At 41.9% G+C, this 16,612-nt stretch carries 13 protein-coding genes; 3 read left to right on the top strand and 10 right to left on the bottom strand.

Going from position 1 to position 16,612, the window contains the following annotated elements:
- Positions 1-194: 194 nt before the first annotated feature.
- Complete coding sequence (locus LI149_RS13985; RefSeq protein ID WP_173785388.1) at positions 195-941, bottom strand: Tim44-like domain-containing protein; 747 nt, start codon at positions 939-941, stop codon at positions 195-197.
- A 216-nt stretch (positions 942-1,157) separates the two neighbouring features.
- Here LI149_RS13985 and LI149_RS13980 point away from each other — a divergent pair, with 216 nt between their 5' ends.
- Positions 1,158-2,246, top strand: a complete 1,089-nt coding sequence (locus tag LI149_RS13980) for a nitronate monooxygenase family protein (RefSeq protein WP_173785387.1) — start codon at positions 1,158-1,160, stop codon at positions 2,244-2,246.
- Between the two features lie 47 nt (positions 2,247-2,293).
- Here the strand turns inward: LI149_RS13980 and LI149_RS13975 are convergent, their stop codons facing one another.
- The 7 genes from LI149_RS13975 to ileS all read right to left on the bottom strand — a co-directional run bounded on the left by LI149_RS13975 (position 2,294) and on the right by ileS (position 12,663).
- Positions 2,294-3,337: a PD-(D/E)XK nuclease family transposase gene (locus tag LI149_RS13975; protein ID WP_168933475.1), complete on the bottom strand. Its 1,044-nt coding sequence runs from the start codon at positions 3,335-3,337 to the stop codon at positions 2,294-2,296.
- Positions 3,338-3,744: 407 nt separating this feature from the next.
- Entirely contained in the window at positions 3,745-4,407 is a 663-nt protein-coding gene (locus LI149_RS13970) for a hemolysin III family protein (RefSeq protein WP_168933474.1), read from the bottom strand.
- A 116-nt stretch (positions 4,408-4,523) separates the two neighbouring features.
- The gene (locus LI149_RS13965; protein ID WP_005341915.1) at positions 4,524-4,784 is read right to left on the bottom strand and encodes a GIY-YIG nuclease family protein; all 261 of its coding nucleotides are present in this window, start codon (positions 4,782-4,784) and stop codon (positions 4,524-4,526) included.
- 66 nt (positions 4,785-4,850) lie between these two features.
- Complete coding sequence (locus LI149_RS13960; protein WP_227143530.1) at positions 4,851-5,750, bottom strand: murein hydrolase activator EnvC; 900 nt, start codon at positions 5,748-5,750, stop codon at positions 4,851-4,853.
- Positions 5,751-5,909: 159 nt separating this feature from the next.
- Positions 5,910-6,875 (bottom strand): SpoIID/LytB domain-containing protein, encoded by a 966-nt coding sequence (locus tag LI149_RS13955; RefSeq protein ID WP_227143529.1) that lies wholly within the window; start codon positions 6,873-6,875, stop codon positions 5,910-5,912.
- An 83-nt stretch (positions 6,876-6,958) separates the two neighbouring features.
- Positions 6,959-9,424 carry a glycogen/starch/alpha-glucan phosphorylase gene (locus LI149_RS13950; protein ID WP_173785384.1) on the bottom strand — a complete coding sequence of 822 codons (2,466 nt, stop codon included), beginning with the start codon at positions 9,422-9,424 and terminating at the stop codon, positions 6,959-6,961.
- Positions 9,425-9,507: 83 nt separating this feature from the next.
- Positions 9,508-12,663, bottom strand: coding sequence for an isoleucine--tRNA ligase (ileS, locus tag LI149_RS13945; protein WP_227143528.1), 3,156 nt, complete (start codon positions 12,661-12,663; stop codon positions 9,508-9,510).
- A 510-nt stretch (positions 12,664-13,173) separates the two neighbouring features.
- On the opposite strand from ileS, the gene LI149_RS15510 reads away from it, so the two are divergent.
- Entirely contained in the window at positions 13,174-13,314 is a 141-nt protein-coding gene (locus tag LI149_RS15510; RefSeq protein ID WP_304515588.1) for a hypothetical protein, read from the top strand.
- Positions 13,315-13,502: 188 nt separating this feature from the next.
- Here the strand turns inward: LI149_RS15510 and LI149_RS13935 are convergent, their stop codons facing one another.
- Both LI149_RS13935 and LI149_RS13930 read right to left on the bottom strand, forming a co-directional pair.
- Positions 13,503-13,802, bottom strand: coding sequence for an Hpt domain-containing protein (locus tag LI149_RS13935; RefSeq protein ID WP_227143527.1), 300 nt, complete (start codon positions 13,800-13,802; stop codon positions 13,503-13,505).
- A 119-nt stretch (positions 13,803-13,921) separates the two neighbouring features.
- Positions 13,922-15,388 carry a D-alanyl-D-alanine carboxypeptidase family protein gene (locus LI149_RS13930; RefSeq protein WP_227143526.1) on the bottom strand — a complete coding sequence of 489 codons (1,467 nt, stop codon included), beginning with the start codon at positions 15,386-15,388 and terminating at the stop codon, positions 13,922-13,924.
- A 211-nt stretch (positions 15,389-15,599) separates the two neighbouring features.
- On the opposite strand from LI149_RS13930, the gene LI149_RS13925 reads away from it, so the two are divergent.
- Positions 15,600-16,523: a cation diffusion facilitator family transporter gene (locus tag LI149_RS13925; protein ID WP_005334942.1), complete on the top strand. Its 924-nt coding sequence runs from the start codon at positions 15,600-15,602 to the stop codon at positions 16,521-16,523.
- Positions 16,524-16,612 lie beyond the last annotated feature (89 nt).

The raw sequence follows: 16,612 nt of genomic DNA, 5'->3' as shown, positions 1-16,612 counted from the left end.
ACAGCCCTACATGAGGAAGTAGCGCCAGCGGATTCCGAATGGCTCGGCGCAGCCTCGTTGACTTATACGGCGACAGCCCTACATGAGGAAGTAGCGCCAGCGGATTCCGAATGGCTCGGCGCAGCCTTATTAACTTATGCGGCGACAGCCGTCCATGAAATAGACCGCAGGTCTATGAATGGCTCGGTGCAGCCTTACAACCGCTCCACATCCACTTCATCTTTCTGCCGGATTTCATCCAGAACCCATCTCCCATCTTCACGGATAAATACCCAATACTCATAAAATGTTTCCGGAGATGTTTTTCCACGTACAACTTCTCCTGTATCGGTATTTATATAATATCCAATCATTCTTCCATGAATCAGATAAATCACCCGATCGTGTTCTTCGCCTTCTTTATCAAAGGCAAATACCGGAGCCGCATTTAAAAATCTGACTCGTTCTTGTACTGGCTTTTCATGATTTACTTCCATCCAACCCAGTTTCGAATTCCAATTTTGAATAAGATTTTTGCTCAGGTATTTTTCCGCATAAGATGTATCCTGACGCCTCCAACATTCCTGAATAACAAAATATGCATGCTTCACATATTTTTTCATCTTTTTCGGATTCCATTCTTCTCCTGGTTTTTCAAATGATTTCATAGAACGCAGGCTCTTTCGCTTTGCTTTTTGAATTCCATAATGAAACACTATCGTTCCGGCTCCGGCCATACAAATAAATGTGCCCCACCAGATAATCATTTCAACCGGTCCTCCGCGTCTTCCGCCTTGCCCGTAATAATGACTATGCGACCCACTGCTCGAACTGCTTCCAGATCCTCCCCCAGATCCTCCACTGGAACCTCCTCCACCGGCCCGTGCATATCCTGTAACCGTAAAACACATGCAGCATATAACAATTAACAGTATTCTAAATATAACTTTATGTTTTTTCATTTTCTTCTCCATCAATCCATTCGAAACATTTTATTCTATTGTAACATAGTTATTATTGTTTAATCTCGCCTTTTGTATATAGTATTTAATACTATATATGAAAGAATAGATTACTACAAGATATTGACACTGAAAACGTTTTGTTTTATAATTAAATAGTTTGAAATTCAAACTATTTAATTTCAAGCATAAATGATTCTGGAAAGGATAAATATTATGAATACAAAATTAAAACATCTTCAAATTGGTGATCTGACTGCCAGACTCCCAATTATACAAGGTGGCATGGGCGTCGGTGTCAGCCTGAGTAAACTTGCCGGAGCTGTAGCAAAAGAAGGCGGAGTCGGCATCATTTCCACTGCCCAGATTGGTTATGACGAGGAAGGCTTCGAGAAAGATCAGGCAGGATGTAATCGTCTTGCTATACGGAAACATATCCAAAAAGCAAAAGAAATCGCCTGTGGCAACGGACTTATCGGAGTAAATATCATGGTGGCTCTAAAGCATTATGAAGAACACGTAAAAGAGGCCGTTGCCGCTGGTGCCGATGTCATTATCAGTGGTGCCGGACTACCGATGAAACTTCCAGCTCTTGTCAGTGAAACTTGCCGTACAAAGATTGCACCAATTGTATCGTCTAAAAGAGCATTACAGATTATTTTAAAACGCTGGGCACACAGATATGACAGAACCGCTGATTTTATTGTAATTGAAGGTCCAAAAGCAGGTGGACATCTTGGATTTTCTACGGAAGAACTTGTTGATATTAATTCTCTTAATTATGATAAAGAAATCAAAAATATAATTGAATGTAAAAAAGAGTATGAAAAACAATACAACAAAAAAATACCAGTCATTGTTGCCGGTGGTATCTTTGACTCAGCAGACATTGCCCACGCATTGGGACTTGGCGCAGATGGTGTTCAAATTGCAAGCCGTTTTGTTGCAACAGAAGAATGTGACGCATCAGATGCATATAAGCAAGCTTACATACATGCCAGAGAAGAGGATATTCAAATAATCCAAAGCCCTGTCGGAATGCCGGGCAGAGCACTTCGCAATGAGTTCATCAAGAATATAGAACGAGAGCGTCAGCCAATAAAAAAATGCTATAACTGCCTTGCCCAGTGCAATCCTGGCACTGTTCCTTATTGCATTACTCAGGCGCTGATCAATGCTGTAAAAGGTGATATTGAAAATGGGCTTATCTTCTGCGGAAGCAATGTTGGCAGAATTCATCAAATGACTACCGTACATAATTTGATGGAAGAACTTACCGATTTTTCTTCACTTATTGAAAGTTAAGTCTCAAAGCAGGCATCTCCGCCAATGAGCAGAGATACCTGTTTTCATTATTTATTTTCTAACTGTTCAATTTTCTTCATTAATTCTCTAATTACTTGATCCTGCTCTTTGAGCCTATCGTCCTGTTCTTTAAGTTTGTTAATTTGATCTTTAATTCTATCATCCTGTCCCTTAAGTATTTCTTCCTTCTGTTTTATATCTTCTTGCATCTCATCAATCATTAACTGTGCCGTGTTCCGATCCATTTCTGCTAATTCTTTCGAGAACATTCCCATCACCTCTTCAATATTCTGACAGATTTCATAGACTTGCTGATACATTCCCTTGAAATCCGGATATTTTTCAATAACCTTCAAAATAATATCCGGATCATCTGAACCCATAAATGCAAGCCATGCATCTCGTCTAGTTTCCAGTTGTATACCTATATTTTGCTGGTATTTTAAAAATATGTCAATAGAAATAAATAAATATTTTTGCAAAAGATTCAGTTGGATTCCTGTATTTGAATGTTGTTCAAAATAATGAATATATGTGTCCGAAAATTCATGAAACTCGGTTGGACTTTTTTCAAACAGAACAATCGTGTATACATCTTTTACATCAGTATAATTAAATTTCTTTCCTTTTTTACTTCGTACTTTTTTGTATTGACGTAACAACAAATCTGCTGAATAACATGCACTTCTTGCTCCTGGAAATTTATATCCGATTTTCTGAACTTCCAGATTTACAATACTTCCATCTTCCAACTCGACTACCATATCCATAATCACAAGCGTAGATTCGTCCGAAATCCGTGTTCCATCGTTCGGAAGCACTTCCTTAATATGTACCTGCTGCCCTATCAATAATGAAAGTAATTCTTCTACTCGTTCCGGCACTGTTTCCGGATTCAAGATTTCTTTACTAATAAAATCATACATAATTTTTACACCTTTTACTCCCGTGCAAAAATCCAAAAATTCCTTTCGGTACTTTTTTTCCCAGCTATAAAATTCTTGTTTTAATTTCGGTTTTGCTTCAATTTCAGCTAATACCTCTTGTCTGGTATGAATCATTGGAAAATACTGTCGTAATTTGTTGGTCATAGGCTATACCCTCCTTCAAAATTTTGTCATCTGTTCTTTCATATCGGGTATTTGTTTCAGAAATCGAAACACCGAGATGAACGCCTAACGGCTTTGGGAATATCTGGAGACTAGATCTTCTCCTAAGATGAACGTAGCATAACATATATTATTCAAAAAATAAAGTGTATTTTATATTTAGTAATAATAATTAATAATTCGTTAATATATCCTTGATAAGATTCCCTCTCATCTGCTATAGTCTCTAGAGAGCTTTCGTATACGCAGGAAACTACATTTTCTGCGTATACGAAAAACAGCCTGAAAGTTTTCCTCTCAGACTGTTTCTTATTCTCTGCTATTTTTGCTTTCCTCGCTGTTTTGACATGAAAATTATGTCTGCTGCACGGCTCCTTCAGCTTCATCTGCTACAGCACAAATGCATACATCACTACAAAGTGGCACAGGCTTCCTCCCATCACGAACAGATGAAAAATCTCATGGCTTCCAAAATTTTTATGCTTCCTGTTAAAAATCGGAAGTTTCAGTGCATAGATCACTCCGCCGACTGTATAAATGATTCCGCCTGCTAAAAGCCATCCAAATGCCGCCGGTGACAGGGAGTTGAGCAGCTGTGTAAATGCAAGTACACAAGTCCACCCCATTCCGATATAAAGTACGGAAGATACCCACTTCGGGCAAAATACCCAAAACGCCTTTATCAGAATTCCCGCAATTGCGAATCCCCATACAATTGCCAGTAGAATCCATCCCATACGTCCGCCGAGCACTAACAGACAAATTGGTGTATAACTTCCGGCAATCAGTACGCTGATCATCATATGGTCAATTTTCTTCAGAATCGTATTTACCTTCTTGGAAATGTTAAATGTATGGTATGTCGTGCTAGCTGCATAAAGCAGGATCAGACTTACCGCATAAACTGCAATAGATACAAGATAAATCCTGCCAGGCTCATGAGCTGCTTTGATAAGCAACGGAATTGCTGCAAATATTGCCATCAGCATTCCAATAAAATGTGTGATCGCACTTCCCGGATCTTTTACATGTTGTTCTATTACTTTTGCCATAACTTACCCCTCCTGAAAATAATGTTATATTCTTCTTTCGCATTTCCATACGTAGTTTTGATTACTACTTGTTCTTATATCAATATTATAACCGTTATTTTCAAAAAAGCAAGTCCTTAAATATTAAATATTTCAGCTCTATTCTCAATCAATTGTAACTTCTCTTTCCTTTTCATATGCTTAATCGCATACTCCCGGCTCATTGCCTCTTCCTTCGTGGCAAATGTTTCCGAATACACCAGTTTCACCGGCAGACGGCTCTTCGTATATTTCGCGCCTTTTCCCGCATTATGAGCCTGTATTCTTTTTTCCAGATTGTTCGTCCAGCCAGTGTAGAGACTACCGTCCCCACACTCCACAATATATGTATAATTCATGATTTCTCCTTTAATTGGGGACGTAGCAAAACTTCATTTTACTACGTCCCCAATTATACACATTCTTTATCTTTTTGTCATATAATCTACAGGGTTTACTGGTGTTCCATCTTTTCGTAATTCCATATATACGTTGCATCCTTCCACGCTGTAATACTTTGTCGGCTGTCCGATATAGCCGAGAATGCTTTTTGCTTCTACCTGGTCGCCGACTTTTACTGGCACTTCTTTTAACTGTCCGTAAAGGACTTCGTAACCATTTCCAAGGTCTACGGTCACAGTTGTTCCTGTCTGTGCGGTCACATCAATGGATTTAATTATTCCCGGTGCACCGCACAGAACCTGGTCTCCTTCTGCTCCGCTGATAACCAATGCCGGATTATACTTGTATTGGTCTAGTGTCGCGAAGTAAACTGTTTTGTCCATGCTGTAATTCATAAGCACCGTGCCGCTTACAGGCCAGATCATCTTGCTGTCGCTTGTAAAGTTTGCGGAAGATGCACTGCCCGCTGTCCTTGCCGCCTGCTGACTTCCGTTAGTCTGACTGTTGCCGTCCTGATTGCCATTATTTCCGGATCCATCTGTGTTTCCGGCTGTTGCAGCATTTTTGCTTGCAGTCCCTGCCGTTCCTGCACCAGAGCCACTCTTTTCGGCTTTTCCACCGGTTCCGGATCCATCTGTGCCTGACTCGGAAGCACTGTCTTTCTGTGCATTTCCACTTGCTTCCTGACTGGCTTCCTCCAGTGCTTTCTTCTGTTCCTCCAGTTGTGCTTTTGCGAGCTCCCCTTCTTTTTTCACTGTCTTGTAATCCCGCATTGTGTATGTTCCAACAATTGCTATGGCTGCCACAAAGCACAGAACTGCCGCCAGCGTCGCCTTACGATTTCTCTTTTGCTTCTGCCTTGGCGTCATTTTTTTCGGACCGGCATGTTCTTTGCCGCGATCCATCTTATTATTATCGTTCATTTTCATCACCACCTCTGACTCTATTCTTGCCAGATTGTAGTGGTACTATACAAACTACATATAAAATATTGTCTTTGACTTTTTCTAGCCTTTCTTATATGGAAATTTCAAGAATGCCTCGGCTTTTTGTACAATACTATTATGACTTTACAAATTTTGCTACTCTCCTGCTCCGCCTTCCACCTGCACGATTTCCACGCCTTCTTTCAGTTCTGTCCCTTCGAAGAAATGTGCCAATATCTCTTCCATGCTTTTTCCTTCTTTTGCCATTTGATTTGCCGTGTACTGGCTTAAGCCCAGTCCATGCCCGATACCCCGGGTCGTGATTCGCAGCTTTCCGTCATATTTCTGAAAAGAAAAGCAGCTTGATGCGAGATGATAATTGGTTCGGAATTCTTCTCCACTCACGGTGTCATTTCCAACCCGGACGCTAAGTACATATCCTGCAGTGTCTACCCCAGTCACTTCTGCATCCATATCGTCTATAGTAATTGTCTGAATTTGTTCTTTCGACTCAATATCTAGCGGACAGTCCACAATCTTCAAATACGGATAATCTTCGCTCCCCAGCGCCTCCCGTCCATCCCTTGTACTTCCATTACTGAGTCTGCAAAATGGTGTCTTTGCCAGCGCATTTTCATAAGTCAGCACCTGTCCGTTGGTCTCCTCCCATGCATGCTCAAGCCGCTTATAATACTTGGAATATTGATCTGCTCCCCAGGAATCCTGCATATTTTTCTTTGTCCAGTATCTCTCTTCTAATATAGTATCTGCCCCTGCGCCAAGCGCCAGACATACCTGGGTCCGCACAAGAACTGCCTGGGTTTTTAAAGCTTCCTCCTCATAAACCGCAGGGATTTCTCTGGCCATAATTCCAATACAGTATTCACTGAGCGGCATCTGAATTTTATCCACATTTTCAGCATTAGAATCTTCCTGTTTTCCACCATCACTGCCGGACTTTTCCCCGTCTGCCTTCACATTTACCATAGTCTCGTCCACTCTGGAAGCTCCATAAGCTCCCGGTCCGCTTAAGAACACGGTGATAATATAGGGCAGCAATATAATGATCAGAAGATAGCACCCCAGTTTCTTTAATCTATATTTCAAATATGCAAATCTCATATAAAAAACGCCCTCCCATATAAAATATGAGAAGACGTTCTTTTTTATTCTTCAAGAATGCCTTTGCATTGTTTCTGCATGAACTAAACTTCTACTGTCACTTTATCCAGATGCCAGATATCATCCACATACTCCTGAATCGTTCTGTCAGATGAGAATTTTCCACAGCTTGCAGTATTCAGAAGTGCCATCTTAGCCCATCTGTCTTTGTCGCGATAAGCTTCTTCAACCTTCTTCTGTGTATCCGCATAAGAACGGAAATCCTTCAGAATGAAATACGTATCAGCTTTGCTTCCACCTTGAGCTGTCAGAAGTGAATTATACAGGTCACGGTACATTTCCTTATCACCTTGTGAATATGTTCCATCCACAAGCTGGTTCACAACGCGTCGGATATCGGCATCACTATTGTAGATATCCATCGGATTGTAGCCGCCATTATTCTCGTAATTGATGACCTCGTCAGAGCTGAGTCCGAAGATAAATGCATTCTCTGCACCAACTTCTTCAACAATCTCCACATTTGCTCCATCCATCGTTCCAAGTGTCGGTGCGCCGTTGAGCATGAACTTCATATTACCGGTTCCTGATGCCTCTTTGGAAGCTGTGGAAATCTGCTCGCTTACGTCAGCTGCTGCGAAGATGATCTCAGCATTTGACACACGATAATCTTCGATGAATACAACTTTCAGTTTGCCATTGATGCTGCGGTCGTTATTGACTACATCCGCAACGGAATTGATCAGTTTGATGATCTGTTTTGCACGGATATATCCTGCGGAAGCTTTTGCTCCGAAGATAAATGTTCTCGGATAGAAGCTTATTTCCGGATGTTCCTTGATCTCGTTGTACAAATACATCACATGTAAAATGTTAAGAAGCTGTCTCTTGTACTCATGCAGTCTCTTGACCTGTACATCGAAGATAGATCTTGGATCCACTTCAATGCCATTGTGCTCTTTAATGTATTTTGCCAGGCGGACTTTATTCTCATACTTGATGCTCATAAATTCCTTCAGAGCTTCCTCATCGTCCACCCATTTTTTCAATCCTGACATCAGAGACAGATCTGTGATCCAGTCCTTTGTTCCAAGCTTATCTGTTACCCAGTCAGCCAGCAGCGGATTTCCATGCATCAGGAAACGTCTCTGCGTAATTCCGTTTGTCTTATTATTGAATTTCTGCGGCATCATTTCGTAGAAATCACGAAGCTCCTGTTTTTTCAGGATTTCTGTATGAAGTCTTGCAACTCCATTGACAGAGTATCCGGCTACGATTGCAAGATGAGCCATCTTTACCTGACCATCTCTTAAAATCTGCATCTTTGCTACTTTCTCTTCATTTCCCGGATACATCTCACGGATCTTGGCCACAAAGCGGCGGTCAATCTCCTGGATGATCTGGTATACACGAGGAAGCAGCCTGGAGAACAAATCGATTGGCCATTTTTCCAGAGCCTCTGCCATGATGGTGTGGTTCGTGTAAGCACAGGTCTTTGTTGTGATCTCCCATGCCTCATCCCAGCCAAGTCCTTCCTCATCAAGAAGAAGTCTCATAAGCTCGGCAACTGCTACCGTCGGATGTGTATCATTCATCTGAATCGCCATCTTCTCCGGCAGTTTATGGATATCATCATGGTGCTTTTTATATTTTTCAAGCGCAGCCTGAAGACTGGCAGATACGAAGAAATACTGCTGTTTCAGTCTCAGTTCCTTTCCTGCATAGTGGTTATCGTTCGGGTACAGGACCTCTACGATCGTTTTTGCCAGATTCTGCTGCTCTACCGCTTTGTGATAGTCACCACGGTCAAATGAATCTAACTGGAAATCTACGATTGGTTCTGCGTCCCAGATACGAAGTGTATTTACAATATGATTATCATATCCTACGATCGGATAATCATACGGAACTGCCAGAACAGACTCATAATTCTCCTGTTTAAAACGGATATCTCCGGTCTTATCATCGTACTCTACACGGATATTTCCACCGAAACGTACTTCCTTTGCATACTCCGGTCTGCGAAGTTCGAATGGATTGCCGTTCTTCAGCCAGTTATCCGGTTTTTCTTCCTGATAGCCATCTTTGATCTTCTGCTTGAACATACCATAACGGTAGCGGATACCACAGCCGTAAGCTGCATAGCCAAGAGATGCCAGTGAATCCAGGAAACATGCAGCGAGACGACCAAGTCCGCCATTTCCAAGTGCCGGGTCCGGCTCCTGATCCTCAAGTTCATTCAGGTTCAGACCCATTTCTTCCAGAGCCTCTTTCACCTCTTTATATGCCGTCATATTGATCAGGTTATTGCCAAGAGCTCTTCCAAGCAGGAACTCCATGGACATGTAATACACGATTTTCGGATCATCTTTCTCGTACTGCTTCTGAGTTGCGATCCAGTCATCGATAATTGCATCTTTTACGACATAGGAAACTGCCTGATAAAGCTCCTGCTGAGATACTTCGTCTACAGTTTTTCGGAACAGTTGCTTAACATTCTGTTCTACTTCTTTCTTAAACGCTTTTTTTTCAAATCTCGGATTAATCATATTGTTTTGATCCTTTCTTGCTCTTGTTTCAGGAAATGTAAGATAAAAGAACAGGTCTGCCGGAGCAGACCTGTTCACATCTGTTATTGCTTCTCTACTCCAAGAGTTACTGCCTCACCATTGATCTTCCACTCTTTCACATAGCCTGCAGGTGTCGCTTTTTTCACCTCCAGAGCCAGTGTCTCAGCTCCGATCTCATCAGCATTTTTCGCAAATACAGTTTCTGCCTTTTCACTTCCTTCATATGTGATCACGATCTTATCCATGACCTCGAAATCAGCTTCCTTACGCATCGTCTGTACTTTGCTGATGATCTCACGCACGAATCCTTCTTCCAGAAGTTCCTCGGATAAGTTCGTATCAAGAACAACTGTGATTCCGTTGTCATCCTCAGATACATATCCTTCCATCTGTGCAGTATCGATCAGAAGATCTTCACGGTTCAGGACTACTTCTTCACCATTTACCTCAAATCTCAGGCAACCATTTGCATTCAGCTCATCCATAGCAGCATTTCCATCCAGTCCGCTGAGTACATTTTTGATTCCCCCTAACAGTTTACCATATTTTGGTCCGACTGTCTTTAGCTGAGGTTTAAAAGAATAGGACGTAAAGTCACGTACTTCTTGTGTAAATGTTACATTTTTCACATTCAATTCATCGGCAACGATGGCATCAAAGAACTCGGAAAGCTCAAAATCAGCTTTGACATACATCTGTCCGATCGGCTGACGGTTCTTGATATTTGCAGTATTTCTGCAGGCACGTCCCATAACAACCAGTTTCAGAACACGTTCCATATTCTCCTCAAGCTCTTTGTCGATGTGTGCTTCATTTACCTTCGGGAAATCACACAGGTGGATACTCTCAGGAGCATTTGCATCAATACTTCTTACGAGGTTCTGGTAAATGTCTTCTGTCATGAACGGAATCATCGGAGCTGCAGTCTTGCAGATCTCTACCAGTGCTGTGTAAAGTGTCATGTAAGCATTGATCTTATCCTGCTCCATGCCCTTTGCCCAGAAACGCTCACGGCTGCGTCTTACATACCAATTACTCATATCATCAACAAAGCTCTGAAGTGCCTTTGCAGCCTCCGGGATCTTGTAGTTTGCCAGATCCTCATCTACTGCTTTAATCGCAGAGTTGAGCTTTGACAAAAGCCATTTGTCCATGACAGACAGCTTCTCATACTCTAATGTATATTTTGTTGCATCAAATTCATCAATATTCGCATACAGTACAAAGAATGCATAAGTATTCCACAGAGTTCCCATGAACTTACGCTGTCCCTCTGTCACTGCTTTTCCGTGGAAACGGTTCGGCAGCCACGGCGCACTGTTAATGTAGAAATACCAGCGGATCGCATCTGCTCCATATTTCTCCAGTGCATCGAACGGATCGACCGCATTTCCCTTGGACTTACTCATCTTCTGACCATTCTCATCCTGAACATGTCCAAGAACAATAACGTTCTTATAAGGAGCTTTGTTGAAGATCAGAGTTGAAATCGCAAGCAGTGAGTAGAACCATCCACGAGTCTGGTCTACCGCCTCTGAGATGAAGTCTGCCGGGAAATGTTTCTCGAACAGTTCCTGATTCTCAAATGGATAGTGATACTGTGCAAATGGCATGGATCCACTGTCGAACCAGCAGTCAATCACTTCTGGTACACGGTGCATCTCTTTTCCACATTTCGGACACTTGATCGTCACATTATCAATATATGGGCGGTGAAGTTCGATCTCATCCGGGCAGTTATCAGACATAGATTTCAGCTCTTCAATACTTCCGATCGAATGCTGGCATCCACACTCACACTCCCAGATATTCAGAGGAGTTCCCCAGTAACGGTTACGGCTGATGCCCCAGTCCTGAACATTTTCAAGCCAGTCACCAAATCGTCCTTTACCGATACTCTCCGGAATCCAGTTGATCGTATTATTATTCGCGATCAGATCATCCTTTACTGCTGTCATCTTAATGAACCATGACTCACGAGCGTAGTAAATAAGCGGCGTGTCACATCTCCAGCAGTGTGGATAGCTGTGCTCGAACTTCGGTGCATCGAAAAGAAGTCCTCGTCCGTCCAAGTCTTTTAACACTTCCGGGTCTGCCTTCTTCACGAATAATCCGGCGAATGGAGTTGTCTTGCCCATCTCACCTTTTTCATCTACTAACTGAACAAATGGCATGTCATATTTACGTCCGACTTTCGCATCGTCCTCACCAAATGCAGGCGCGATATGAACAACTCCGGTACCATCTGTCAATGTTACATAAGTATCACATGTTACATAAAATGCTTTTTTATTCTGCTTTGCGGCGCAGTCATAAGCACACTGATAAAGCGGTTCATACTCTTTGTACTCAAGATCCTGACCTTTGTATGTCTCAAGAACTTCATAAGCCTTTACACCATTCTCCTCATCGCCAAGTTTACCAAGAACCGTATCAAGAAGGGCAACAGCCATGTAGTAAGTATATCCGTCAGCTGCTTTTACCTTCGCATAATCCTCTTCCGGATTTACACAAAGTGCAATGTTAGATGGCAGAGTCCATGGAGTTGTTGTCCATGCAAGAATATATGCATCCTCGTCTTTCACTTTAAAACGAACGATCGCTGAACGCTCTTTTACATCTTTGTATCCCTGAGCCACTTCCTGTGCAGACAGCGGAGTTCCACAACGCGGACAGTAAGGTACGATCTTAAATCCTTTATAAAGAAGTCCTTTATCCCAGATCTTCTTCAGTGCCCACCACTCAGACTCAATAAATGTGTTGTGATAAGTAACATACGGATCATCCATATCAGCCCAGAAACCTACAGTATTAGAGAAATCCTCCCACATACCTTTGTATTTCCACACACTCTCTTTACACTTTTTGATAAATGGCTCAACACCATATTTTTCAATCTGATCCTTTCCATCAAGACCAAGAGCCTTCTCAACCTCCAGCTCGACCGGCAGTCCGTGAGTATCCCATCCGGCCTTTCTCGGAACTTCATACCCCTTCATAGTACGGTAACGAGGAATCATATCCTTGATAACACGTGTCAAAACATGGCCGATATGCGGTTTACCATTCGCAGTCGGCGGTCCATCATAAAACATATACTGTGGACAGCCCTCACGGTCCTCCATACTCTTCTCAAAAATGTGATTGTCTTCCCAGAATTTCTCCGTTTCCTTCTCCCGGTCAACAAAATTCATGTCTGTTGAAACCTTCTTATACATAATATCCTCCTTGTTGGGGACGTAGCATTTTGCCAAAGTACTACATCCCAATCATTGATTAAGGGTGTCTCTTTTTGCATTTTGCGGTGTCCCTTTTTTACCATTAAACATAACTTATTGTAAAGATATTACTTTCTTATACAATAAAACAGGCTCCCGTCCTGATTAGGACGAAAGCCTTACACTTACGTTTATAAACCACCTAAACATACTGACATATGCTTTCCCTGTAACGGTGGAACTCCGTCAGGTCTTACTGAATTCTGTTCCTTATGCCTGTGCAGATGCCCTGGCTCATATCACAGATCGTTCAAACTCTGAAACTCGGAAGTGATCTTCAATTATATCTTACTTGTACCGGATTCCCACCATCGCCGGTTCTCTGTATCGTTGGGATATAACCTACTGTCTTCGTCAACGTCTTTAAAATATCTCATATACTTTTTTATTATACGAGTTTTATCACAGATTCGTCAAGGGGTTAAGCCCCTTTTTACATGCAAAGTTTCTATGGACCAGAGTATTGTCAGCCAGCGTGAGATTAACGTAGATACAGAAAGTTATGTAACGGCTCTTCGTGCTTCCCTGCTTACAGCAGAAACTGCATTGGCATACGCAACTAATCCGGAGATTCTGAAAAAAAAAATGTAGGTTGTGCACGATCATCACCTGTCCCGGCGGGCTTTTGGAACTATGCTCACCACGAACACAAAAAAAAAATGAGGACATAAGTGATTGTACCGCAAAACTTATATCCTCATTTTTCTATTTTATTTCTGCTATTTTATTTTCTGGTTTTTACTGTCCCTTTTCTTCACATTTCTTGTTGGCTGGATTTCTTACTCAAGTTCCTGGATTGCCTCAATTGTCTTGTGATACTCTGCTGTTACCTTGCTCATATAATCTGAAATGTTCGGATTACCTGGAACTGCAGTGTCTTCATTTCTCAATTCCTCTGTAAGCTGGCTGCTCACCTGATAAAGGCTTATCAGTGACAGGTTCTGGCAGACACCCTTCAGTGTATGGGCTGCACGGAATGCTTCTTTGTAATCACCCTCGCTTAATGTTCTCTCAAGATCGGCGTAGCTCTTATCATCCAGAAATTTCAGGAGAAACTTTCTCACAAGCTTCTCACCCATCAGACGTCTTACTACATCATCATAATCACCGCCGATTTTCTCGTATACTTCTTTTAACTCCGTTTTGACCTTTCTCCCAATTCAAATACTGTACCTTACTATGTGTTCGCAACTGTGTTTTACTGTTTCTTTCTCTTATTAGTTTTTCTCTTATTACTCTTTTTTCTTATGCGGGACACCGTAGCTATAAATGTTATGATCAATATTACTAAAAGAATGCTCAGCCCCAGAATAACTTTTCCTTTTGTTGTTCCAAGTGACAGGTGTTTCCCGGATTTAGTCTGTTTTTTACTGTTGTCATGTCCACTGGATTTGCTTTCGTCCTGAGTACTGTCTGTATGCGCTTTCAAATAGGATTTGCTAAGCTTCACCTTTGCAGTTCCAAGTTCATGACCATCGTAACTGTATGTCACAATTCCTGTGCTGCTATCTTCTGTATCCTGCGTGATTTTCTGATCCAAAGCTGTAAAATCCACACCATTTGGCAACATCACATAATTCGGTTCACTCTGCCCGTCTTCTGTCAGAAATGTTTCAATATCCTCAGATTTCTCCTGGGTTGTCACATCTACTTTTGTGAAATTATTAAATGCATATTCAAATAAATTCGTGGTGTCCGGATATATGTTCTTTCCGTGAGTCCTCAGTACCACACACACCAGCTGAGTCTGCCCATTGTCCGCCATCGTAATCAGCGTTGACAACGCATCTGATGTATAACCAGTCTTTCCACCTATTGTATATGGATAATAATTGGAATTCGACGGCTGAAGCATTTTATGCTTTTGATGGAAAACGTGTTCTTCCGTCGTCTCGCTGGCTGGAATTGTATAATTGAGAGTCTGTACAATCTGGAAAAATTCCGGATGTTTGAACAACTCCCGTCCAATCAGCGCCATATCTCTTGCACATGTGTAATGATTCGGATCATGCAGTCCATTTGTATTAGCAAAATTGGAATTCTCACCGCCCAGTTCCTTGCATCGGCTGTTCATCTGCTCTATGAACCAGTTGTAATCATGACCGGCATTCACTCCAACACTCTCACCTATTGCATATGCTGCTTCATTGGCAGATGCCAGAAGCATCGCATGCATTGCCTGATCCAGTGTGATTACATTTCCCTCTTTTAATCCGACGGAAGAATCTCCTCTCTGTAAAAACGCTACGCTGTCGTGGCTGAATGTTACATTGTCCGTCAGTTGTCCATTTTCCAGTGCTACAAGCGCCGTCAATACTTTCGTAATACTTGCCGGATATTCATGAGCATCTATATTCTTGGCATACAGGATTGCTCCCGTTCCGACTTCCATAACAATTCCGGCTTCTCCATAAGTCCCAGGTCCCTGCGGCCAGTCCTTATATCCATTCGATTCCACCGGCATATCATAGACCTGCTGCAATTCCTGAGCCTTTTGTTCTTCCGGTGTCAGTGCCTGCGCATCTGTACTCTGTGCATCTATGGTCTGTGCATTCTCCGTAGCCGTTACCCCTGTCGCATATACACTCACCGCAGTATTGGCTGTAAACGTCACTGCCATAAGTGCCGTAAGCATCGCCGCGATGACTCGTTTGCCTGATATCATTGGCATTTCCTCCAGGTATTCTTCTTACTTAGTCTTTTTATTTTATCACATTTTTCTGCTGGATTCTATAATTATCTCCATAAAAAGACAAGATGATGACACGTATTTGCATTTTCCACAAGGATTGCTTATAATGAAAATATTTCATAACCTTGCACTGATAATAGGTAACGTTACATAAGGCACTTAAATCAAGAATAGGAGCATTTTTATGCATGTAGGAAAAAAATCACAAAAAAGAGAAAAATCTGTAATGTCAGTTTCTTTATATGGTAACGTAGTCTTTGTTGTAATCGAGCTGGTCATGGCAATTGCAACCGGCTCTCAGGCAGTCCTCCTGGACGCAGTCTACGATGGAGTGGAGTTTTTTATGCTGCTTCCGTCCGTGTTCCTGATTCCACTTTTATACCGCCCGTCAAATGAACAGCATCCATTTGGATATATGCAGCTGGAAACACTATTTGTTGTAGTAAAAGGCATCACCATGGCAGCCGTTACATTTGGACTGATTTTCAATAATATCCATCTGATGCTGCACGGAGGACACATTGTATCCTTTCATACAATTGCCGGATTTGAAATGTTCGCCTGTATTTTAAGCGTGATTGTCACAATTTATCTGCGAATTAAGAATAAAAACCTTCATTCTCCACTCATTACAATGGAGCTGCAAGGCTGGCAGATCGACTCCGTCATATCCCTCGGCATGGCATTCGCATTTTTACTGCCACTTATGATACCCTTTGCATGGTTCGACCGCGTAACACCATATCTGGATCAAATCATTACGATCCTTCTGTCTGTTATTATGATCCAGACACCAGTCCGCACAGTCATCACCGGAATCCGCGATCTCATGCTGATTCCACCAGAGGAAGAAACAATCGAAGACATCAAAAAGACCGTAGAACCAATCATCGGTATCTACGGCCACAAAAATCTATACTACGATATTGTAAGAACCGGAAGAAAACTCTGGATCAGCGTCTACATCACATTCGACAAAGATATCGTATCGCTGTCAAAATTCAAACACCTGCAAGATAAGTGCATCAAAGCACTGGCACAGAAATATCCAGATTTCTACTTCGAATTACTGCCGGATATCGAATTCACCGGAATTGAAGAAGAATAAAACACAATTCAAAAAGGGACAGGTTAAAGTGCAGTTGGGGACGGGGTTTTTTTGAAAACAATGTCATTAAGTTAAGGATAAAATTGTAA

This window comes from Dorea sp. 210702-DFI.3.17, from assembly GCF_020560825.1.
In the GTDB taxonomy this organism is placed as follows: domain Bacteria; phylum Bacillota; class Clostridia; order Lachnospirales; family Lachnospiraceae; genus Dorea; species Dorea formicigenerans.
The sequence above is the reverse complement of the archived record's forward strand: the minus strand, read 5'-3'. Positions and strand labels throughout refer to the sequence as shown.

Bases quoted from the DNA above. Each gene is read 5' to 3' on its own strand.
- LI149_RS13930 (WP_227143526.1), bottom strand. From the start codon at position 15,388: ATGATATCAGGCAAACGAGTCATCGCGGCGATGCTTACGGCACTTATG.
- LI149_RS13965 (WP_005341915.1), bottom strand. From the start codon at position 4,784: ATGAATTATACATATATTGTGGAGTGTGGGGACGGTAGTCTCTACACT.
- LI149_RS13960 (WP_227143530.1), bottom strand. From the start codon at position 5,750: ATGAACGATAATAATAAGATGGATCGCGGCAAAGAACATGCCGGTCCG.
- LI149_RS15510 (WP_304515588.1), top strand. From the start codon at position 13,174: ATGGACCAGAGTATTGTCAGCCAGCGTGAGATTAACGTAGATACAGAA.
- LI149_RS13980 (WP_173785387.1), top strand. From the start codon at position 1,158: ATGAATACAAAATTAAAACATCTTCAAATTGGTGATCTGACTGCCAGA.
- LI149_RS13950 (WP_173785384.1), bottom strand. From the start codon at position 9,424: ATGATTAATCCGAGATTTGAAAAAAAAGCGTTTAAGAAAGAAGTAGAA.
- LI149_RS13970 (WP_168933474.1), bottom strand. From the start codon at position 4,407: ATGGCAAAAGTAATAGAACAACATGTAAAAGATCCGGGAAGTGCGATC.
- LI149_RS13925 (WP_005334942.1), top strand. From the start codon at position 15,600: ATGCATGTAGGAAAAAAATCACAAAAAAGAGAAAAATCTGTAATGTCA.
- LI149_RS13935 (WP_227143527.1), bottom strand. From the start codon at position 13,802: ATGGGTGAGAAGCTTGTGAGAAAGTTTCTCCTGAAATTTCTGGATGAT.
- LI149_RS13975 (WP_168933475.1), bottom strand. From the start codon at position 3,337: ATGACCAACAAATTACGACAGTATTTTCCAATGATTCATACCAGACAA.
- ileS (WP_227143528.1), bottom strand. From the start codon at position 12,663: ATGTATAAGAAGGTTTCAACAGACATGAATTTTGTTGACCGGGAGAAG.
- LI149_RS13985 (WP_173785388.1), bottom strand. From the start codon at position 941: ATGAAAAAACATAAAGTTATATTTAGAATACTGTTAATTGTTATATGC.
- LI149_RS13955 (WP_227143529.1), bottom strand. From the start codon at position 6,875: ATGAGATTTGCATATTTGAAATATAGATTAAAGAAACTGGGGTGCTAT.